Raw genomic sequence first — 15,187 nt, 5'->3', positions numbered from 1 at the left:
GAGGGTAGATCGCGCGACGAGCCGGCCGCGAACGGTTTCCGGCGCGCGCGACGCGGCCGGGAGAAGGTCAGCTCACGCGGATGCCGTTCTCCAGCTCCGCCGTCCCCGTGCCCGCGTCCAGCGCGTCGAGGGCCGCCGCCACGCGCAGGGCCAGCTCGCCGAGCAGGTGCTGGGGGATCTCCTCGCGGGGGACCATGCGCCAGGACAGCAGCTCCTCCTCCTGGAGACGGATCGCCTTGAGGTCCTCCTCGGAGAGGACCCCGCCGTCGTACACGTACGCCACCAGCGGCGGCCGGTGCGCGCCGTGCACCCAGTCCACCGCGAGCAGCCGGCCGAGCTCGCGGTCGAGGCCGATCTCCTCCAGCGTCTCCCGGTTCGCGCCCTGGCGCGGGGTCTCGCCGTCGTCGGACTCGATCGTGCCGCCGGGCAGCGCCCACCCCTCGCGGTAGTTGGGCTCGACGAGCAGCACCCGTCCCTCCGCGTCGCGGAAGAGGGCGGCCGCACCGGCAAGGACACGGGGCAGGGAGGCGATGTACGTGGCGAAGTCAGCAGCGGTCATGGCAGCAGCGTAGTCAGCGGGCGGGGGTGAGCGCCGGTCACGGCTGGTCACACGTCCGTGCCCACCAGGCGCACCGTCCGCTCCGCCAGCTCGCTGATCCGCGCCCCGTCGAAGCCGAACACCGCGCTGCGCACGGTGTCCTCCAGGGGCCGCGTCCACTGGCCGGGGATGGCGTCGGCCCCGGTGAGGACGCCGGCCACGGAGCCGGCCGTCGCTCCGTTGGAGTCGGTGTCGAGGCCGCCGCGCACGGTGAGGGCGATGGTCCGGGTGAAGTCGCCGTCGCCGTGGAGCAGCCCGGCGGTCAGGACGGCGGCGTTCGGAACCGTGTGGATCCAGCCCAGGCCCGCCGTCTCCTCGGCCATCGTGGTGAGCGTGTCCTCCCAGCTCACGCCGGCCTCGTGGAGGGTGGCGACCCGGCGTACGGCGCGGGCGAGGCGGCTGCTCGCCGGGATCACCGCCAGCGCCTCGTCCACGGCGTGCCGCACCGTCGGCGCGGTGAACGCCGCCGAGATCAGCGCGGCCGCCCACATCGCGCCGTACACGCCGTTGCCGGTGTGGGAGAGCACCGCGTCCCGGCGGGCCAGGGCGGCGGCGCGGCGCGGCGCGCCGGGGCAGGTCCAGCCGAAGACGTCGGCGCGGATCAGCGCGCCGATCCACTCCTGGTACGGATTGTCGTACGTCGCCGTCAGCGGCGGCTTGAGCCCGTTGGCGAGGTTGCGGTACGCGGCGCGCTCCGCCGTGAACGTCTGGAGATACGGCAGCCGCAGCAGCCACAGGTCGCCGACCTGCTCGGTGCTGAAGCCGAAGCCGTGGGTCTCCAGCAGGTCGAGTCCGAGGATGGCGTAGTCGACGTCGTCGTCGCGGCAGCTGCCGTGGATGCGGCCGCGCACGCACTGGCGCCATTCGGGGCGCAGCGGCGGGCCGTCGTCACCGGAGGTCCCACCGGCCCCGTCGGCCCCACTGGTTCCGGCGGGGGGTTCGGGGAGGTAGTCGGTGAGCGGCAGGGCGTCGGCCCGGCGCAGGTAGCGGTCGATGCGGTCACGCGTCCACAGGTCGCCCTGCTCGACCGGCTTCCCGAGCATGTTGCCCGCGATCCGGCCCAGCCAGCCCCCGAGTACGCGGTCGGCGAGTTCTGTCTGAATGCCCACTGGGGTCATGGTTCCGGTCTACCCGATCGCGGGCGTCCATGGTGCGGGCGGCGCATGACGGCGGGGCCGTTCGCCGGATAGGGTCGCTGCGGCGCGACCGGCCTCGACCTGCTCGGGGCCCGGAGAGCAAGGGGATGGCAAGGTGGCGGACGCTTCGGCGCGGGGCGGCATCCGGCGGGTGCTCGTGGCCGCGGACAAGTTCAAGGGGTCGTTGACGGCCGTGGAGGTCGCCGAGCGGGTGACGGCCGGGCTGCGCCGGGCCGTGCCCGGGGTCGAGGTCGAGGCCCTGCCGGTCGCCGACGGCGGCGACGGCACCGTCGACGCGGCGGTCGCGGCCGGTTTCGAACGCCGGGAGGTACGGGTCGCCGGGCCCCTCGGCCACGAGGTCACCGCCGCGTTCGCGGTGCGCGGCGAGACCGCGGTGGTGGAGATGGCCGAGGCCAGCGGACTCCAGCGCCTTCCGGCCGGGGTGTTCGCGCCGCTCACCGCTTCCACCTACGGCTCCGGCGAGCTGCTGCGCGCCGCGCTGGACGCGGGTGTGCGCACGATCGTGTTCGGGGTCGGCGGCAGCGCCGGCACGGACGGCGGCGCGGGCCTGCTGGCGGCGCTCGGCGCGCGCTTCCTCGACGCGGACGGTGAGCCGGTCGCCCCGGGCGGCGGCGGTCTCGCGGACGTCGCGCGCGCGGATCTCTCGGGGCTCGATCCCCGGCTGTCCTCCGTGGAGCTGATCCTCGCCAGCGACGTCGACAATCCGCTGACCGGGCCGAAGGGCGCGCCCGCGGTGTACGGGCCGCAGAAGGGGGCCTCCCCGGACGACGTGGCGGCGCTCGACGCGGCGCTCGTGCGGTACGCGAAGGTGCTGGAGGCGGAGGCGGGGGCCCAGGCCGCCGCGTACGCGGCCTCGCCGGGGGCGGGGGCCGCGGGGGGTGTCGGATACGCGGCGCTGCTGCTCGGTGCGCGGTTCCGGGCCGGGATCGACGTGATGCTCGAGGTGCTGGGGTTCGCGCCGGCACTGGAGTGGGCGGAGCTGGTGATCACGGGGGAGGGGTCGCTCGATGAGCAGACCCTGCACGGGAAGGCTCCCGCCGGGGTGGCCGCGGCGGCTCGTTCGGCGGGCAAGGACGTCGTCGCCGTGTGCGGGCGGGTCGCGTTGGCGCCGGAGGCGTTGGGCCGGGCGGGTATTCGGCGGGTGTACGCACTGACCGAGGCCGAGCCGGACGTGGCCCGCTGCATCACCGAGGCCGGCCCGATCCTTGAGCGGGTCGCGGAGCGGATCGGGCGAGACTTCCTGTCCTGACCCTCGTATCGGCCCTGAACGGGCCTCGTCCTCAAACCTCGTCCTCAAACGCCGGACGGGCTGGGTGCCCTCACCCTTGCTTCCAAGCGAGTCGGGTGGTGGGTGGGCACAGGTCGGGGGTCTGGGGGGCGGAGCCCCCAGGGCCCAGTACCGGGTGCCGGGTATGCGAAGGGCCCCGGACCTGTTCAGGTCCGGGGCCCATCCAACAGAGCGCTACGGCAGCTGCGCCGCCCGCGCCTCTCGTCGGTTGTCGCGGAAGTTGTTCACCCGGCGTGCCGTGGCGAACAGGGGGATCACCGCGCCCATCACCAGCTGAAGCGCACAGCCCGTCTGGAGGAGCAGCTGTCCGCCCGGCGCGTCGAACGCCCACGCCGCCAGCATGCCCATGGCCGAGACGATCCAGGCGAGCATCGCCACCGCGAGGACGCCCCGCGGCTTCGGGTACTCCACCCGGCTCACCATCAGCCACGCGGTGCCGACGACCGCCAGCAGCGTCGCCTCGAACGGCAGCTCGAGCAGCACGATCGAGACGACCGTGAGCGCGCCGAACGGCGAGGGCATGCCCTGGAAGGTGCCGTCCTTCACGGTGACGCACGAGAAGCGGGCGAGCCGCAGCACCACCGCCAGCAGCACGACGATCGCGCCCACCGCCGCGACCCGCTCATGCGCGTCTCTCGCGACCATGCCGTACACGAGCACGAAGTACGCCGGCGCCAGGCCGAAGCTGATCAGGTCGGAGAGGTTGTCCAGCTCCGCACCCATCGGCGACGACCGCAGCTTGCGGGCGACGAGGCCGTCGAACAGGTCGAAGACCGCCGCGCACAGCATCAGTATCACGGCCGTGGCCGCGCTGTTGCGGGCCATCCCCGAGTCGTCCCCCGTGAGATGCGGGATCAGAATGCCCGTGGTGGTGAAGTACACCGCCATGAAGCCGCACGTCGCGTTGCCGAGCGTGAGCGTGTCCGCTATCGACAGGCGCAGAGAGAGGGGCATCTCCTCCTCTTCGTCCGCCTCGTCGGCGTCGGGAACCCAGCCTGCCTGGGTCTGCGGGTCAATCACGGTCAATGCGAGTCACCCCTGCCACGGTCTTCTGCCCGACCTCGACCGCGACCTCCACACCCTCGGGCAGGTAGATGTCGACGCGCGAGCCGAAGCGGATCAGACCGATGCGCTCGCCCTGCTCGACCTTCGTGCCCTCCGGGATGTAGGGAACGATGCGGCGGGCGACGGCGCCGGCGATCTGGATCATCTCGATGTCACCGAGCTCGGTGTCGAAGTGCCAGACAACGCGCTCGTTGTTCTCGCTCTCCTTGTTGAACGCCGGTACGAACCCGCCGGGGATGTGCTCGACCGACGTGACCGTGCCGGAGAGCGGCGCGCGGTTGACGTGGACGTTGAGCGGGCTCATGAAGATCGCGACCCGGGTCCGTCCGTCCTTCCACGGCATGATGCTCTGCACCACACCGTCGGCGGGGGAGATGACCCGGCCCTGAGCGATCTCACGCTCGGGGTCGCGGAAGAACCACAGCATGCCCGCCGCCAGAGCGGTGGCGGGCACGGCGACGGCCTTGGCCGCGCCGGAGCGGCGGGCACGCAGAAGGCTGACGGCTGCGGTGGCGACGGTCGGGAGAAGCCACGGCGATGCTCCGCGCGCAAGGCGTACGCCGGCCAGGCTGTCGCGAGGTGCAGAGGTTTGGCTGTGGGGCATGGATGACCTTCGTAGCGGATGATGCCGCGCTTCGACAGGGGGACGGCGGCTTTCCGCGATGGTAGCGGTTCGAGGCCGCAACTGGGTAAGCCAAGAAGCCGAGTCGGCGGCTGAGACGGGTCGACGGGGTGTGATCTTCTTCTCGAAGAAAACACCCCCAACCCTGACATCTAACCCTGGAACCGGTACTCCTCGAGCAACCTGCGGCCGATGATCATTTTCTGGATCTCGGCGGTACCTTCACCGATCAGCAGCATCGGAGCCTCACGGTAGAGGCGCTCGATCTCGTACTCCTTGGAGAAGCCGTAGCCGCCGTGGATCCGGAAGGCGTCCTCCACGACCTCCTTGCAGTACTCGGAGGCGAGATACTTCGCCATCCCGGCCTCAAGGTCGTTTCGTTCTCCGGAATCCTTTTTGCGTGCCGCGTTCACCATCATGGCATGAGCGGCCTCGACCTTGGTAGCCATCTCGGCCAGCTTGAACTGGATGGCCTGGTGCTGGGCGATCGGCTTGCCGAAGGTGTGGCGCTGCTGGGCGTACCGGACGCCGAGCTCGAACGCACGCTGGGCGACGCCGCAGCCACGCGCCGCGACGTTGACCCGCCCGACTTCCACGCCGTCCATCATGTGGTAGAAGCCGCGTCCGGTGACGCCGCCGAGCACGCGGTCGGCGGGAATCCGCAGGTCGTCCATGATGAGCTCGGTGGTGTCGACACCCTTGTAGCCCATCTTGTCGATCTTGCCCGGGATGGTGAGGCCGGGGCGGACCTCTCCGAAGCCGGGCTCCTTCTCGACGAGGAAGGTCGTCATCGACTTGTGCGGCGCGGTCCCCTCGGGGTGTCCTTCGTCACTTCGCACCAGAACGGCCACGAGGGACGATGTTCCGCCGTTCGTCAGCCACATCTTCTGGCCGTTCAGGACGTACTCCTCGCCGTCCTTCACCGCCTTCGAGGTGATCGCCGACACGTCCGAGCCGAGGCCCGGCTCCGACATCGAGAACGCGCCGCGGATGTCGCCGGCCGCCATCCTCGGCAGGAAGTGCTCCTTCTGCTCCCGCGTCCCGTGCTGCTTGAGCATGTACGCCACGATGAAGTGGGTGTTGATGATGCCGGAGACCGACATCCAGCCGCGGGCGATCTCCTCGACGCAGAGCGCGTACGTCAGGAGCGACTCGCCCAGACCGCCGTACTCCTCGGGGATCATCAGGCCGAACAGGCCCAACTCCTTGAGGCCGTCGACGATCTGCTGCGGGTACTCGTCGCGGTGCTCCAGCTCGGTGGCGACCGGGATGATCTCCTTGTCCACGAAGTCGCGGACGGTGGAGAGGATCTCCTGCTGGATGTCCGTCAGACCGGCGGTCTGGGCGAGTCGCGCCATGGCTACTTCTCCTGCTCCTTGAGCTGGGGGCGGCCCGGCTGTTCGCCGCCGCGCTCCTTGATGTACGTCTCGGTCGGCACCATCACCTTGCGGCGGAACACGCACACGAGCGTGCCGTCCTGCTTGTAGCCCTTGGTCTCGACGTGCACGATCCCGCGGTCGTTCTTCGACTTCGACGGCCACTTGTCGAGGACGGTCGTCTCGCCGTAGATCGTGTCGCCGTGGAAGGTCGGCGCCACGTGCTTGAGCGACTCGATCTCCAGGTTGGCGATCGCCTTGCCGGACACGTCCGGGACGGACATGCCGAGCAGCAGCGAGTAGATGTAGTTGCCGACCACCACGTTCTTGCCGAAGTCCGTCGTGTTCTCGGCGTAGTTGGCGTCCATGTGGAGCGGGTGGTGGTTCATGGTGAGGAGACAGAACAGGTGGTCGTCGTACTCGGTGACCGTCTTGCCCGGCCAGTGCTTGTACGTCGCCCCGACCTCGAACTCCTCGTAGGTGCGTCCGAACTGCATCGCGCTCAGGGCTCCTTAACCGGCGGGGATCTCGAACTTGGACGTCCGCTGCATGCCGGCGGCGCGTCCCTTGCCGGAGATGACCAGGGCCATCTTGCGGCTGGCCTCGTCGATCATCTCGTCGCCGAGCATCGCGGAGCCCTTCTTCCCGCCCGCCTCGGACGTGTAGTAGTCGTAGGCGTCGAGGATCAGCTCGGCGTGGTCGAAGTCCTCCTGCGACGGCGAGAAGATCTCGTTGGACGCCTCGACCTGGCCCGGGTGCAGCACCCACTTGCCGTCGAAGCCGAGGGCCGCGGCGCGTCCGGCGACCTCGCGGTAGCCGTCCACGTTGCGGATCTGGAGGTAGGGGCCGTCGATCGCCTGGAGGTCGTTCGCGCGGGCGGCCATCAGGATCTTCATCAGGATGTAGTGGTAGGCGTCCGCCGGGTAGCCCGGCGGCTGCTCGCCCACGACCAGCGACTTCATGTTGATCGACGCCATGAAGTCGGCCGGGCCGAAGATGATCGTCTCGACGCGCGGGGAGGCCTGCGCGATCTCGTTGACGTTGTTGAGGCCCTGGGCGTTCTCGATCTGCGCCTCGATGCCGATCCGGCCGACCTCGAAGCCCATCGTCTTCTCGATCTGCGTCAGCAGCAGGTCGAGGGCGACGACCTGCTGGGCCGTCTGCACCTTCGGCAGCATGATGCAGTCCAGGTTCGGGCCCGCGCCCTCGACGACCGTGACGACGTCGCGGTACGTCCACTCGGTGGTCCAGTCGTTGACGCGCACGACCCTCGTCTTGCCCGTCCAGTCGCCCTCGTTGAGGAACTTGACGATGGTGTGCCGCGCCTCGGGCTTGGCGAGCGGCGCGCACGCGTCCTCCAGGTCGAGGAAGACCTGGTCCGCCGGGAGACCCTGCGCCTTCTCCAGGAAGCGGGGGTTCGAACCCGGTACGGCCAGACAGGAACGCCGGGGGCGAAGGCGGTTGACGGTCGTCATGCGGGAACCTCCAGTGGGTCGAGCTTGTTCGCTTTCCGGATCTCGTCGACGATGCGGCCGATGATTCCGGTGATGTCGAAGTCCTTCGGGGTGAACACCGCGGCCACTCCGGCTGCCCTGAGTTGCTCGGCGTCCCCGTTCGGGATGATGCCACCGGCGATCACCGGGATGTCTGTGGCACCGGCCACACGCAGCCGTTCGAGCACGTCCGGGACCAGTTGGGCGTGCGAGCCGGACAGGATCGACAGGCCGACCGCGTGCACGTCCTCGGCGAGGGACGCGTCCACGATCTGCTCGGGGGTGAGCCGGATGCCCTGGTAGACCACCTCGAAGCCGGCGTCCCGCGCCCGCACGGCGATCTGCTCGGCGCCGTTGGAGTGCCCGTCCAGACCCGGCTTGCCGACCAGGAAGCGCAGCTTGCCCACGCCGAGGTCCTTCGCCGTCAGGTCCACCTTGCGGCGCACCTCGGCCATCGCCGAGCCCTCCTCCGCGGGGACCGCCACGGGGGCCGAGGAGACCCCGGTGGGCGCCCGGAACTCCCCGAACACCTCGCGCAGGGCCCCGGCCCACTCGCCGGTCGTGACCCCGGCGCGGGCGCACTCCAGGGTGGCCTCCATGAGGTTGGCGGTCCCCTTCGCGGCCTCCTTCAGCTTCTCCAGCGCCTTGCAGGGGCGCGGGTGGTTGAAGGGCGGCTGGTAGCGGGTGTCGCGCCAGTTGCGGAGCGAGGAGATCACCCGGGCCTCGACGGCCGGGTCGACCGTCTGGATCGCCGTGTCCAGGTCGGCCGTCAGGGGGTTCGGCTCGGTCGTCTCGAAGATGTTGACGCCGACGATCTTCTCCTGACCGGACTCGATCCGGCCCCGGCGCTCGGCGTGCGAGGAGACGAGCTGCGACTTGAGGTAGCCCGACTCGACGGCGGCCATCGCGCCGCCCATCTCCTGGATCCGCTCGATCTCCGCGAAGGACTCCTCGACCAGCTTCGCCACCTTCGCCTCGACGACGTGCGAGCCCTCGAAGATGTCCTCGTACTCCAGCAGGTCGCTCTCGTGCGCCAGGACCTGCTGGATGCGCAGCGACCACTGCTGGTCCCAGGGCCGGGGCAGGCCCAGCGCCTCGTTCCAGGCCGGCAGCTGCACGGCACGTGCGCGTGCGTCCTTGGAGAGGGTCACGGCCAGCATCTCCAGCACGATCCGCTGGACGTTGTTCTCCGGCTGCGCCTCGGTCAGTCCGAGGGAGTTGACCTGGACGCCGTAGCGGAAGCGGCGGTGCTTGGGGTTCTCGATGCCGTACCGCTCCTGCGTGATCCGCTCCCAGATGCGGCCGAATGCGCGCATCTTGCACATCTCCTCGACGAAGCGGACGCCCGCGTTGACGAAGAAGGAGATACGGCCGACGACGTCGCCCATGCGCTCCTGCGGCACCTGGCCGCTGTCGCGCACGGCGTCGAGGACGGCGATGGCGGTGGACATCGCGTACGCGATCTCCTGCACCGGCGTGGCCCCGGCCTCCTGGAGGTGGTAGCTACAGATGTTGATCGGGTTCCACTTGGGGATGTGGGAGACCGTGTACGCGATCATGTCCGTCGTCAGGCGGAGCGAGGGCCCGGGCGGGAACACATGGGTGCCGCGGGACAGGTACTCCTTGACGATGTCGTTCTGGGTCGTGCCCTGGAGCTGGGTGATGTCCGCGCCCTGCTCCTCGGCGACGACCTGGTAGAGCGCCAGCAGCCACATGGCGGTGGCGTTGATCGTCATCGAGGTGTTCATCTGCTCCAGGGGGATGTCCTGGAACAGCCGGCGCATGTCACCGAGGTGGGCGATCGGCACGCCGACCCGGCCGACCTCGCCGCGGGCGAGGATGTGGTCGGAGTCGTAGCCGGTCTGGGTCGGCAGGTCGAACGCCACCGACAGACCCGTCTGCCCCTTGGCGAGGTTGCGCCGGTACAGCTCGTTTGACGCTTCGGCCGTGGAGTGACCGGCGTACGTGCGCATCAGCCACGGCCGGTCCTTCTGACGCTCAGTCATCTATGACCTCGGATGTCTCAGATGTTCCGGAAGCGGTTGATCGCGTCGACGTGCTGCGCGCGCTTCTCCTCGTCGCGCACGCCGAGTCCCTCCTCGGGGGCCAGGCAGAGCACGCCGACCTTGCCCTGGTGGAGGTTGCGGTGCACGTCGTAGGCGGCCTGGCCGGTCTCCTCCAGGGCGTACACCTTCGACAGCGTCGGGTGGATCTTGCCCTTGGCGATGAGCCGGTTGGCCTCCCAGGCCTCGCGGTAGTTCGCGAAGTGCGAGCCGATGATCCGCTTCAGCGACATCCACAGGTAGCGGTTGTCGTACTCGTGCATGTAGCCCGAGGTCGAGGCGCAGGTGGTGATGGTGCCGCCCTTGCGGGTGACGTAGACGGACGCGCCGAAGGTCTCGCGGCCGGGGTGCTCGAAGACGATGTCGATGTCCTCGCCGCCGGTGAGTTCGCGGATGCGCTTGCCGAAGCGCTTCCACTCCTTCGGGTCCTGGGTCTGCTCGTCCTTCCAGAACCGGTAGCCCTCGGCGTTGCGGTCGATGACCGCGTCGGCTCCCATGGACCGGCAGATGTCGGCCTTCTCGGGGGAGGACACGACACAGATCGGGTTGGCGCCGCCGGCGAGGGCGAACTGCGTGGCGTACGAGCCGAGTCCGCCGCTCGCGCCCCAGATCAGGACGTTGTCGCCCTGCTTCATGCCGGCGCCGTTGCGGGAGACCAGCTGGCGGTAGGCGGTGGAGTTGACCAGGCCCGGGGCGGCGGCCTCCTCCCAGCTGAGGTGGTCCGGCTTGGGCATCAGCTGGTTGGACTTGACGAGCGCGACCTCAGCGAGGCCGCCGAAGTTGGTCTCGAAGCCCCAGATGCGCTGCTCGGGGTCGAGCATCGTGTCGTTGTGGCCGTCCGAGGACTCCAGCTCGACGGAGAGACAGTGCGCGACGACCTCGTCGCCGGGCTTCCAGGCGTTGACGCCGGGGCCGGTGCGCAGCACGACGCCCGCGAGGTCGGAGCCGATGACATGGTACGGCAGGTCGTGCCGCTTGGTGAGCTCGCTGAGCCTGCCGTAGCGCTCCAGGAACGAGAACGTCGACACCGGCTCGAAGATCGAGGTCCACACGGAGTTGTAGTTGACCGAGGAGGCCATGACGGCCACCAGGGCCTCGCCCGGGCCGAGCTCGGGCAGGGCCACCTCGTCGAGGTGGATCGACTTGCGCGGGTCCTTGTCACGGGTCTCGAGGCCCGCGAAGATCTCGGTCTCGTCCTTGTGCACGGTGATCGCGCGGTACGACTCGGGGAGCGGCAGGGCGGCGAAGTCGGCCGATGTCGAGTCGGGCGACTGGATCGCGGCCAGGATGTCCTTCATGGTCACGGTGTTGCCTCCGGCGATGAGCGCCCTGAGGGAGGGGCGCCGATGGTTACGTCGGTGCTGCTGAGGGATGAGGGTGTGCCGTCGGTTCGGCTCGGTGGTGCTTCGGCAGCGCTTTGTGGCGCGGGAGGTTGCCTGTGACGCAGGCGTCCGGGCGCGCAATCCATGCGGTTGCGGGGACAGCCGGCGTACGAAAGGTCTCTGCACGCCGGCCGCCCGGACTCCTTCAACGTATGACACCGCGTGTCACCCCGCAAGGCACTGAGTGCCAGAACTTCCTCTCAGCTGAAATCTTTACGTAACAAATGAGCGATGATCGATCGAAAGCGCGCTGAAATCCGCGTGAAAACGCCCTCTGACATGTCAAAACGGCCACCCGGTCGGGTGGCCGTCATCACAGCGCGAAGGGGGCGGGAGCGGGGGCTCAGCGTTCCTTGAGCGCCTGCTCGATGGTCCGCATCACCTCGTCGAGCGGGGCGTCGGTCCGCGCCACCGTCACCAGCACCTCGCCGTGCGCGGAGACCGTCGTCTGCGCGGTGGCGGCCGACGCGGCACTGCCGCGCCCGGCCCCGATGCCCGTCCCGAACGTCTTGCGGACGATGGCGAAGGCGTGGTCGAGCTGCGACTCGACCTCGCCCTGGCCGCCGGCTCTGAGCCAGCGCCGCAGCACATGGTTGTGCGCGGTGACCACCGCCGACGCGGCGACCTCCGCCAGCAGCGGGTCGTCGTTGGCGTCGTCGTCGTGCGCGTGCTCGTCGAAGTGCCCCAGCAGATAACGGGTGAAGAGCCGCTCGTAGCGGGCCACCGAGGCGATCTCGGCCTCGCGCAGGGTGGGCACCTCGCGCGTCAGCTTGTAGCGGGCGACCGAGATCTCCGGCCGCGCCGCGTACATCTTCATGACCTCCTTGATCCCGCGGCACACGGTGTCGAGCGGATGCTCGTGCGCGGGCGCCGCGTTCAGCACCGCCTCGGCGCGGATCAGGGTGTCGTCGTGATCGGGGAAGATCGCCTCTTCCTTGGAGCGGAAGTGACGGAAGAAGGTGCGGCGCGCGACGCCGGCCTGGGCCGCGATCTCGTCGACCGTGGTCGCCTCGTACCCCTTGGTCGCGAACAACTCCATGGCCGCTGCCGCCAGTTCCCGGCGCATCTTGAGACGCTGGGCCGCCGCGCGACTGCCTGCGGCGCTTTCCGAGGCGTCGGTCGTGGCGGATGTACGAGAGGACCTGGCGGGCTGGGACATGCCCCGAACGTACTGCATGTGCGCAGCTCGGTGCGCCTGTCCAGAGTCTTCGCGGGTTCCCCCGCCCCACGCGGGCGGGAGGGGGGCCGCCGGGTCCAGCAGCCCGCCCCAGTCCTCTCCGGCTCGGAACCGGTCGCCGACGCCGTCAGCGGCGGGCATATTCGCGGAAGCCGCGGCCGGTCTTGCGGCCGAGGCAGCCCGCGGCCACCAGGTGCTCCAGGAGCGGCGCCGGGGCCAGCCCCGGGTCGCGGAACTCGCGGTGCAGGACCTTCTCGATGGCCAGGGAGACGTCCAGGCCGACGACGTCGAGCAGTTCGAAGGGACCCATCGGGTAGCCGCCGCCCAGCTTCATCGCGGCGTCGATGTCGTCGAGGGTCGCGTAGTGCTCCTGGACCATCTTGATCGCGTTGTTGAGGTACGGGAACAGCAGGGCGTTCACGATGAACCCGGCCCGGTCGCCGCAGTCGACGGCGTGCTTCCGGATCCGGCCGCAGACCTCGTGGACCGTCGCGTGGACGTCCTCGCCGGTCAGCACCGTGCGGACGACCTCGACGAGCTTCATCGCCGGCGCCGGGTTGAAGAAGTGCATGCCGATCACGTCCTGCGGACGCGAGGTGGCGCGGGCCAGCGCGACGACCGGCAGCGAGGACGTCGTCGTGGCGAGGACGGCGCCCGGCTTGCACACCTTGTCCAGCGTCGCGAACAGCTGGCGCTTGACCTCCAGGTCCTCGGCGATCGCCTCGACGGCCAGGTCGACGTCGGCGAAGGCGTCGTAGGAGCCGGCCGGGGTGATCCGGTCCAGGGTCTGCGCCGCGGCCTCGGCCGTCAGCCGGCCCTTGTCGACGGAACGGGAGAGGGACTTGCCGATCCGGGCCTTGGCGACCTGCGCCTTCTCCTCGGTGCGGGCGGCGAGGACGACGTCGTAGCCCGCCTTGGCGAACACCTCGGCGATGCCGGACGCCATCGTGCCGGACCCGGCGACGCCGACGGCGCGCACCTCACGGCCCGCGGTGCCGGTCCCGCCGACGGCGGGCGTGAGGGCGTCCGGGAGGACCGTCGCGCTGCCGGGAGCGTCGTAGGTGTAGAAGCCGCGGCCCGACTTGCGGCCGGTCAGGCCGGCCTCGCTGAGCTGCTTGAGGATGGGCGCGGGGGCGTGCAGCCGGTCGTGGGAGGCGGCGTACATGGCCTCCAGGACCGTGCGCGCGGTGTCGACGCCGATCAGGTCCAGCAGTGCGAGCGGGCCCATCGGCAGGCCGCAGCCCAGCCGCATCGCGGCGTCGATGTCCTCACGGGAGGCGTACCGCGCCTCGTACATCGCGGCGGCCTGGTTGAGGTAGCCGAACAGCAGCCCGTCGGCGACGAACCCGGGGCGGTCGCCGACCGCGACCGGCTCCTTGCCCAGGTCGAGGGCGAGGTTGGTGACGGCGGTGACGGCGGCCGGCGCGGTCAGCACCGAGGAGACGATCTCGACGAGCTTCATCGCCGGCGCCGGGTTGAAGAAGTGCAGGCCGAGCACGCGCTCGGGGCGGGCGGAGTCGGCGGCGAGCCGGGTGACGGACAGCGCGTTGGTGCCGGTCGCGAGGATCGTCTCCGGCCGCACGATCCCGTCCAGCTCCCGGAAGATCTGCTGCTTGATCTCGTACGACTCCGGCGCCACCTCGATGACCAGGTCGGCGTCGGCCGCGGCGCGCAGATCGGTGGAGGTGCGGACCCGGGCCAGGGCGTCCTCGCGCTCCTGCGCGGTCAGCCGGCCGCGCTCCACGGCGCGGGCGGTGGCGGACTCCAGGGCGGCGACCGCGTGCGACGTCTGGGCCTCGCCGACGTCGATGCCGATGACCTCGCGCCCGGCCTTGGCGAGGACCTCGGCGATGCCGATGCCCATGGTGCCGAGACCGACCACGGCGATCGTGCGGAGGGAGGGCTGAGGGGTGTGGGACAGGGGAGTGGCCATCGCGGGACTCCAGAAATGAGGGTGACGACTGGAAGCGCGACCGGGTGCGCCGAGGGAGCCGGCCGAAGCCGGGCCATGGCGCACCGGGTGCGTGAACAGGGGTGCTCGGTGCGGGTGTTGCCGGGCTGCGAGCGCACACGCCCGGTGCCGTCGCTGCGGACGCGCACACGTCCGAGGAACGGTGATGACCGACCGGCCCTGTCCCGGGACCGGGTCGTACGAGAGGTACGTGAGTACCGAACCGACTGCTCTCACGGAGGCTGCGTCACCAGGCCGCCGTGAGCGGGGTGCGAGTGGGTGACTCGCTCGTATGAGCTTAACCGGTGGGTAACGAGCGCGCCAGACCTCGCGTTTGTGACGTAGGTCCCGACGCGCGGGCGAAGTCGCTCTAAGCTCGCCTTCATGGACGGGGAGTTGCGAACGCTCACGGAGCGCTTACGGCGGGAGTCGGACGGCACGGCGGGCGGCTCGGCTGCCGGTGCCGAGGGCGGGGTCGCGGGCGGCCCGGTCGCCTTCGAGCGGCTCGTCGCGACCGATGACCACGACGAGCTCGCCGCCGTGCTGACCGCGGCGGGCCAGCCGTTGTGGGCCAGGGAGCTGGCCGCGTTCCGGCTCGGGCTCGCGGGCGACCGGCGGGCCTTCGAGGCGCTCGTCCTCCTGCTCAACCATCGGGACCCGCCGCGCTGCGCCTCCGCCGCGCACGCCCTCGCCCGCCTCGGCGACCCCCGCACCGCCCGCGCGGCGGCGGCCCTCGCCACCAACGAGCTGCGGGTCGCCTACGCGCTGCAACCGGTGCGGCTGCTGGCGGAGTTGCGCGCCCCGGAGTCCGTGCCGGCGCTGATCACCACCCTGGAGCGCCGGCTGCGCCCGCACGACCCGTACCGCCGGGTCGCCCTCGCCTGCGTGGAGGGCCTCGGCGCGCTCGGCGACGTCCGGGCCCGCCCGGTCCTGAACGGCGCCCTCGCGCACCCGGCCCTCGCGGAGGCGGCGGTGGGCGCGCTGGCGCGGATCCCGCAGCAGCGCTGACCTCGCC

General features: G+C 70.6%; 13 protein-coding genes. 2 read left to right on the top strand and 11 right to left on the bottom strand.

The window, feature by feature from the left end; all coding sequences use genetic code 11:
• Nucleotides 1–67 precede the first annotated feature (67 nt).
• Nucleotides 68–559 carry an NUDIX domain-containing protein gene (locus ACFYX4_RS14195; RefSeq protein WP_389331237.1) on the bottom strand — a complete coding sequence of 164 codons (492 nt, stop codon included), beginning with the start codon at nucleotides 557–559 and terminating at the stop codon, nucleotides 68–70.
• 47 nt (nucleotides 560–606) lie between these two features.
• On the bottom strand, nucleotides 607–1,716 hold the full coding sequence (locus tag ACFYX4_RS14190; RefSeq protein WP_389331234.1) for an ADP-ribosylglycohydrolase family protein: 1,110 nt from the start codon (nucleotides 1,714–1,716) through the stop codon (nucleotides 607–609).
• Between the two features lie 169 nt (nucleotides 1,717–1,885).
• Between ACFYX4_RS14190 and ACFYX4_RS14185 the strand changes: the two genes are divergently transcribed.
• On the top strand, nucleotides 1,886–3,004 hold the full coding sequence (locus tag ACFYX4_RS14185; RefSeq protein WP_389331737.1) for a glycerate kinase: 1,119 nt from the start codon (nucleotides 1,886–1,888) through the stop codon (nucleotides 3,002–3,004).
• Between the two features lie 213 nt (nucleotides 3,005–3,217).
• Here the strand turns inward: ACFYX4_RS14185 and pssA are convergent, their stop codons facing one another.
• From pssA to ACFYX4_RS14140, 9 genes are all read right to left on the bottom strand, one after another.
• The gene (gene pssA, locus ACFYX4_RS14180) at nucleotides 3,218–4,069 is read right to left on the bottom strand and encodes a CDP-diacylglycerol--serine O-phosphatidyltransferase (protein ID WP_389331231.1); all 852 of its coding nucleotides are present in this window, start codon (nucleotides 4,067–4,069) and stop codon (nucleotides 3,218–3,220) included.
• Nucleotides 4,056–4,712: a phosphatidylserine decarboxylase gene (locus tag ACFYX4_RS14175; protein WP_389331228.1), complete on the bottom strand. Its 657-nt coding sequence runs from the start codon at nucleotides 4,710–4,712 to the stop codon at nucleotides 4,056–4,058. The genes pssA and ACFYX4_RS14175 overlap by 14 nt, the downstream gene beginning before the upstream one ends.
• A gap of 170 nt (nucleotides 4,713–4,882) precedes the next feature.
• The gene (locus ACFYX4_RS14170) at nucleotides 4,883–6,088 is read right to left on the bottom strand and encodes an acyl-CoA dehydrogenase family protein (protein WP_389331225.1); all 1,206 of its coding nucleotides are present in this window, start codon (nucleotides 6,086–6,088) and stop codon (nucleotides 4,883–4,885) included.
• Between the two features lie 2 nt (nucleotides 6,089–6,090).
• Nucleotides 6,091–6,603 (bottom strand): MaoC family dehydratase, encoded by a 513-nt coding sequence (locus ACFYX4_RS14165; protein ID WP_389331222.1) that lies wholly within the window; start codon nucleotides 6,601–6,603, stop codon nucleotides 6,091–6,093.
• Nucleotides 6,604–6,618: 15 nt separating this feature from the next.
• Nucleotides 6,619–7,581 (bottom strand): HpcH/HpaI aldolase/citrate lyase family protein, encoded by a 963-nt coding sequence (locus ACFYX4_RS14160; RefSeq protein WP_389331219.1) that lies wholly within the window; start codon nucleotides 7,579–7,581, stop codon nucleotides 6,619–6,621.
• Entirely contained in the window at nucleotides 7,578–9,605 is a 2,028-nt protein-coding gene (locus ACFYX4_RS14155) for a protein meaA (protein ID WP_389331216.1), read from the bottom strand. Before ACFYX4_RS14155 ends, ACFYX4_RS14160 begins: the two co-directional genes overlap by 4 nt.
• A 17-nt stretch (nucleotides 9,606–9,622) precedes the next feature.
• Entirely contained in the window at nucleotides 9,623–10,960 is a 1,338-nt protein-coding gene (ccrA, locus tag ACFYX4_RS14150; RefSeq protein WP_389331734.1) for a crotonyl-CoA carboxylase/reductase, read from the bottom strand.
• Between the two features lie 427 nt (nucleotides 10,961–11,387).
• A complete protein-coding gene (locus ACFYX4_RS14145) occupies nucleotides 11,388–12,203 on the bottom strand; it encodes a TetR family transcriptional regulator (RefSeq protein WP_389331213.1) in 816 nt (271 codons plus the stop codon).
• A 145-nt stretch (nucleotides 12,204–12,348) separates the two neighbouring features.
• Nucleotides 12,349–14,154 carry a 3-hydroxyacyl-CoA dehydrogenase family protein gene (locus tag ACFYX4_RS14140; RefSeq protein ID WP_389331210.1) on the bottom strand — a complete coding sequence of 602 codons (1,806 nt, stop codon included), beginning with the start codon at nucleotides 14,152–14,154 and terminating at the stop codon, nucleotides 12,349–12,351.
• Nucleotides 14,155–14,556: 402 nt separating this feature from the next.
• Between ACFYX4_RS14140 and ACFYX4_RS14135 the strand changes: the two genes are divergently transcribed.
• Entirely contained in the window at nucleotides 14,557–15,180 is a 624-nt protein-coding gene (locus tag ACFYX4_RS14135) for an adenylosuccinate lyase (protein ID WP_389331207.1), read from the top strand.
• The last annotated feature ends 7 nt before the right edge of the window (nucleotides 15,181–15,187 follow it).

Source organism: Streptomyces sp. NPDC002328 (assembly GCF_042890065.1).
Classification (GTDB): domain Bacteria; phylum Actinomycetota; class Actinomycetes; order Streptomycetales; family Streptomycetaceae; genus Streptomyces.
Note: the sequence above shows the minus strand (reverse complement) of the source record. Positions and strands in the feature narration are given on the sequence as shown.

Bases quoted from the DNA above. Each gene is read 5' to 3' on its own strand.
- ACFYX4_RS14165 (WP_389331222.1), bottom strand. From the start codon at position 6,603: ATGCAGTTCGGACGCACCTACGAGGAGTTCGAGGTCGGGGCGACGTAC.
- ACFYX4_RS14140 (WP_389331210.1), bottom strand. From the start codon at position 14,154: ATGGCCACTCCCCTGTCCCACACCCCTCAGCCCTCCCTCCGCACGATC.
- ACFYX4_RS14135 (WP_389331207.1), top strand. From the start codon at position 14,557: ATGGACGGGGAGTTGCGAACGCTCACGGAGCGCTTACGGCGGGAGTCG.
- ACFYX4_RS14145 (WP_389331213.1), bottom strand. From the start codon at position 12,203: ATGTCCCAGCCCGCCAGGTCCTCTCGTACATCCGCCACGACCGACGCC.
- ACFYX4_RS14160 (WP_389331219.1), bottom strand. From the start codon at position 7,581: ATGACGACCGTCAACCGCCTTCGCCCCCGGCGTTCCTGTCTGGCCGTA.
- ACFYX4_RS14195 (WP_389331237.1), bottom strand. From the start codon at position 559: ATGACCGCTGCTGACTTCGCCACGTACATCGCCTCCCTGCCCCGTGTC.
- ccrA (WP_389331734.1), bottom strand. From the start codon at position 10,960: ATGAAGGACATCCTGGCCGCGATCCAGTCGCCCGACTCGACATCGGCC.
- ACFYX4_RS14170 (WP_389331225.1), bottom strand. From the start codon at position 6,088: ATGGCGCGACTCGCCCAGACCGCCGGTCTGACGGACATCCAGCAGGAG.
- ACFYX4_RS14175 (WP_389331228.1), bottom strand. From the start codon at position 4,712: ATGCCCCACAGCCAAACCTCTGCACCTCGCGACAGCCTGGCCGGCGTA.
- ACFYX4_RS14155 (WP_389331216.1), bottom strand. From the start codon at position 9,605: ATGACTGAGCGTCAGAAGGACCGGCCGTGGCTGATGCGCACGTACGCC.
- ACFYX4_RS14190 (WP_389331234.1), bottom strand. From the start codon at position 1,716: ATGACCCCAGTGGGCATTCAGACAGAACTCGCCGACCGCGTACTCGGG.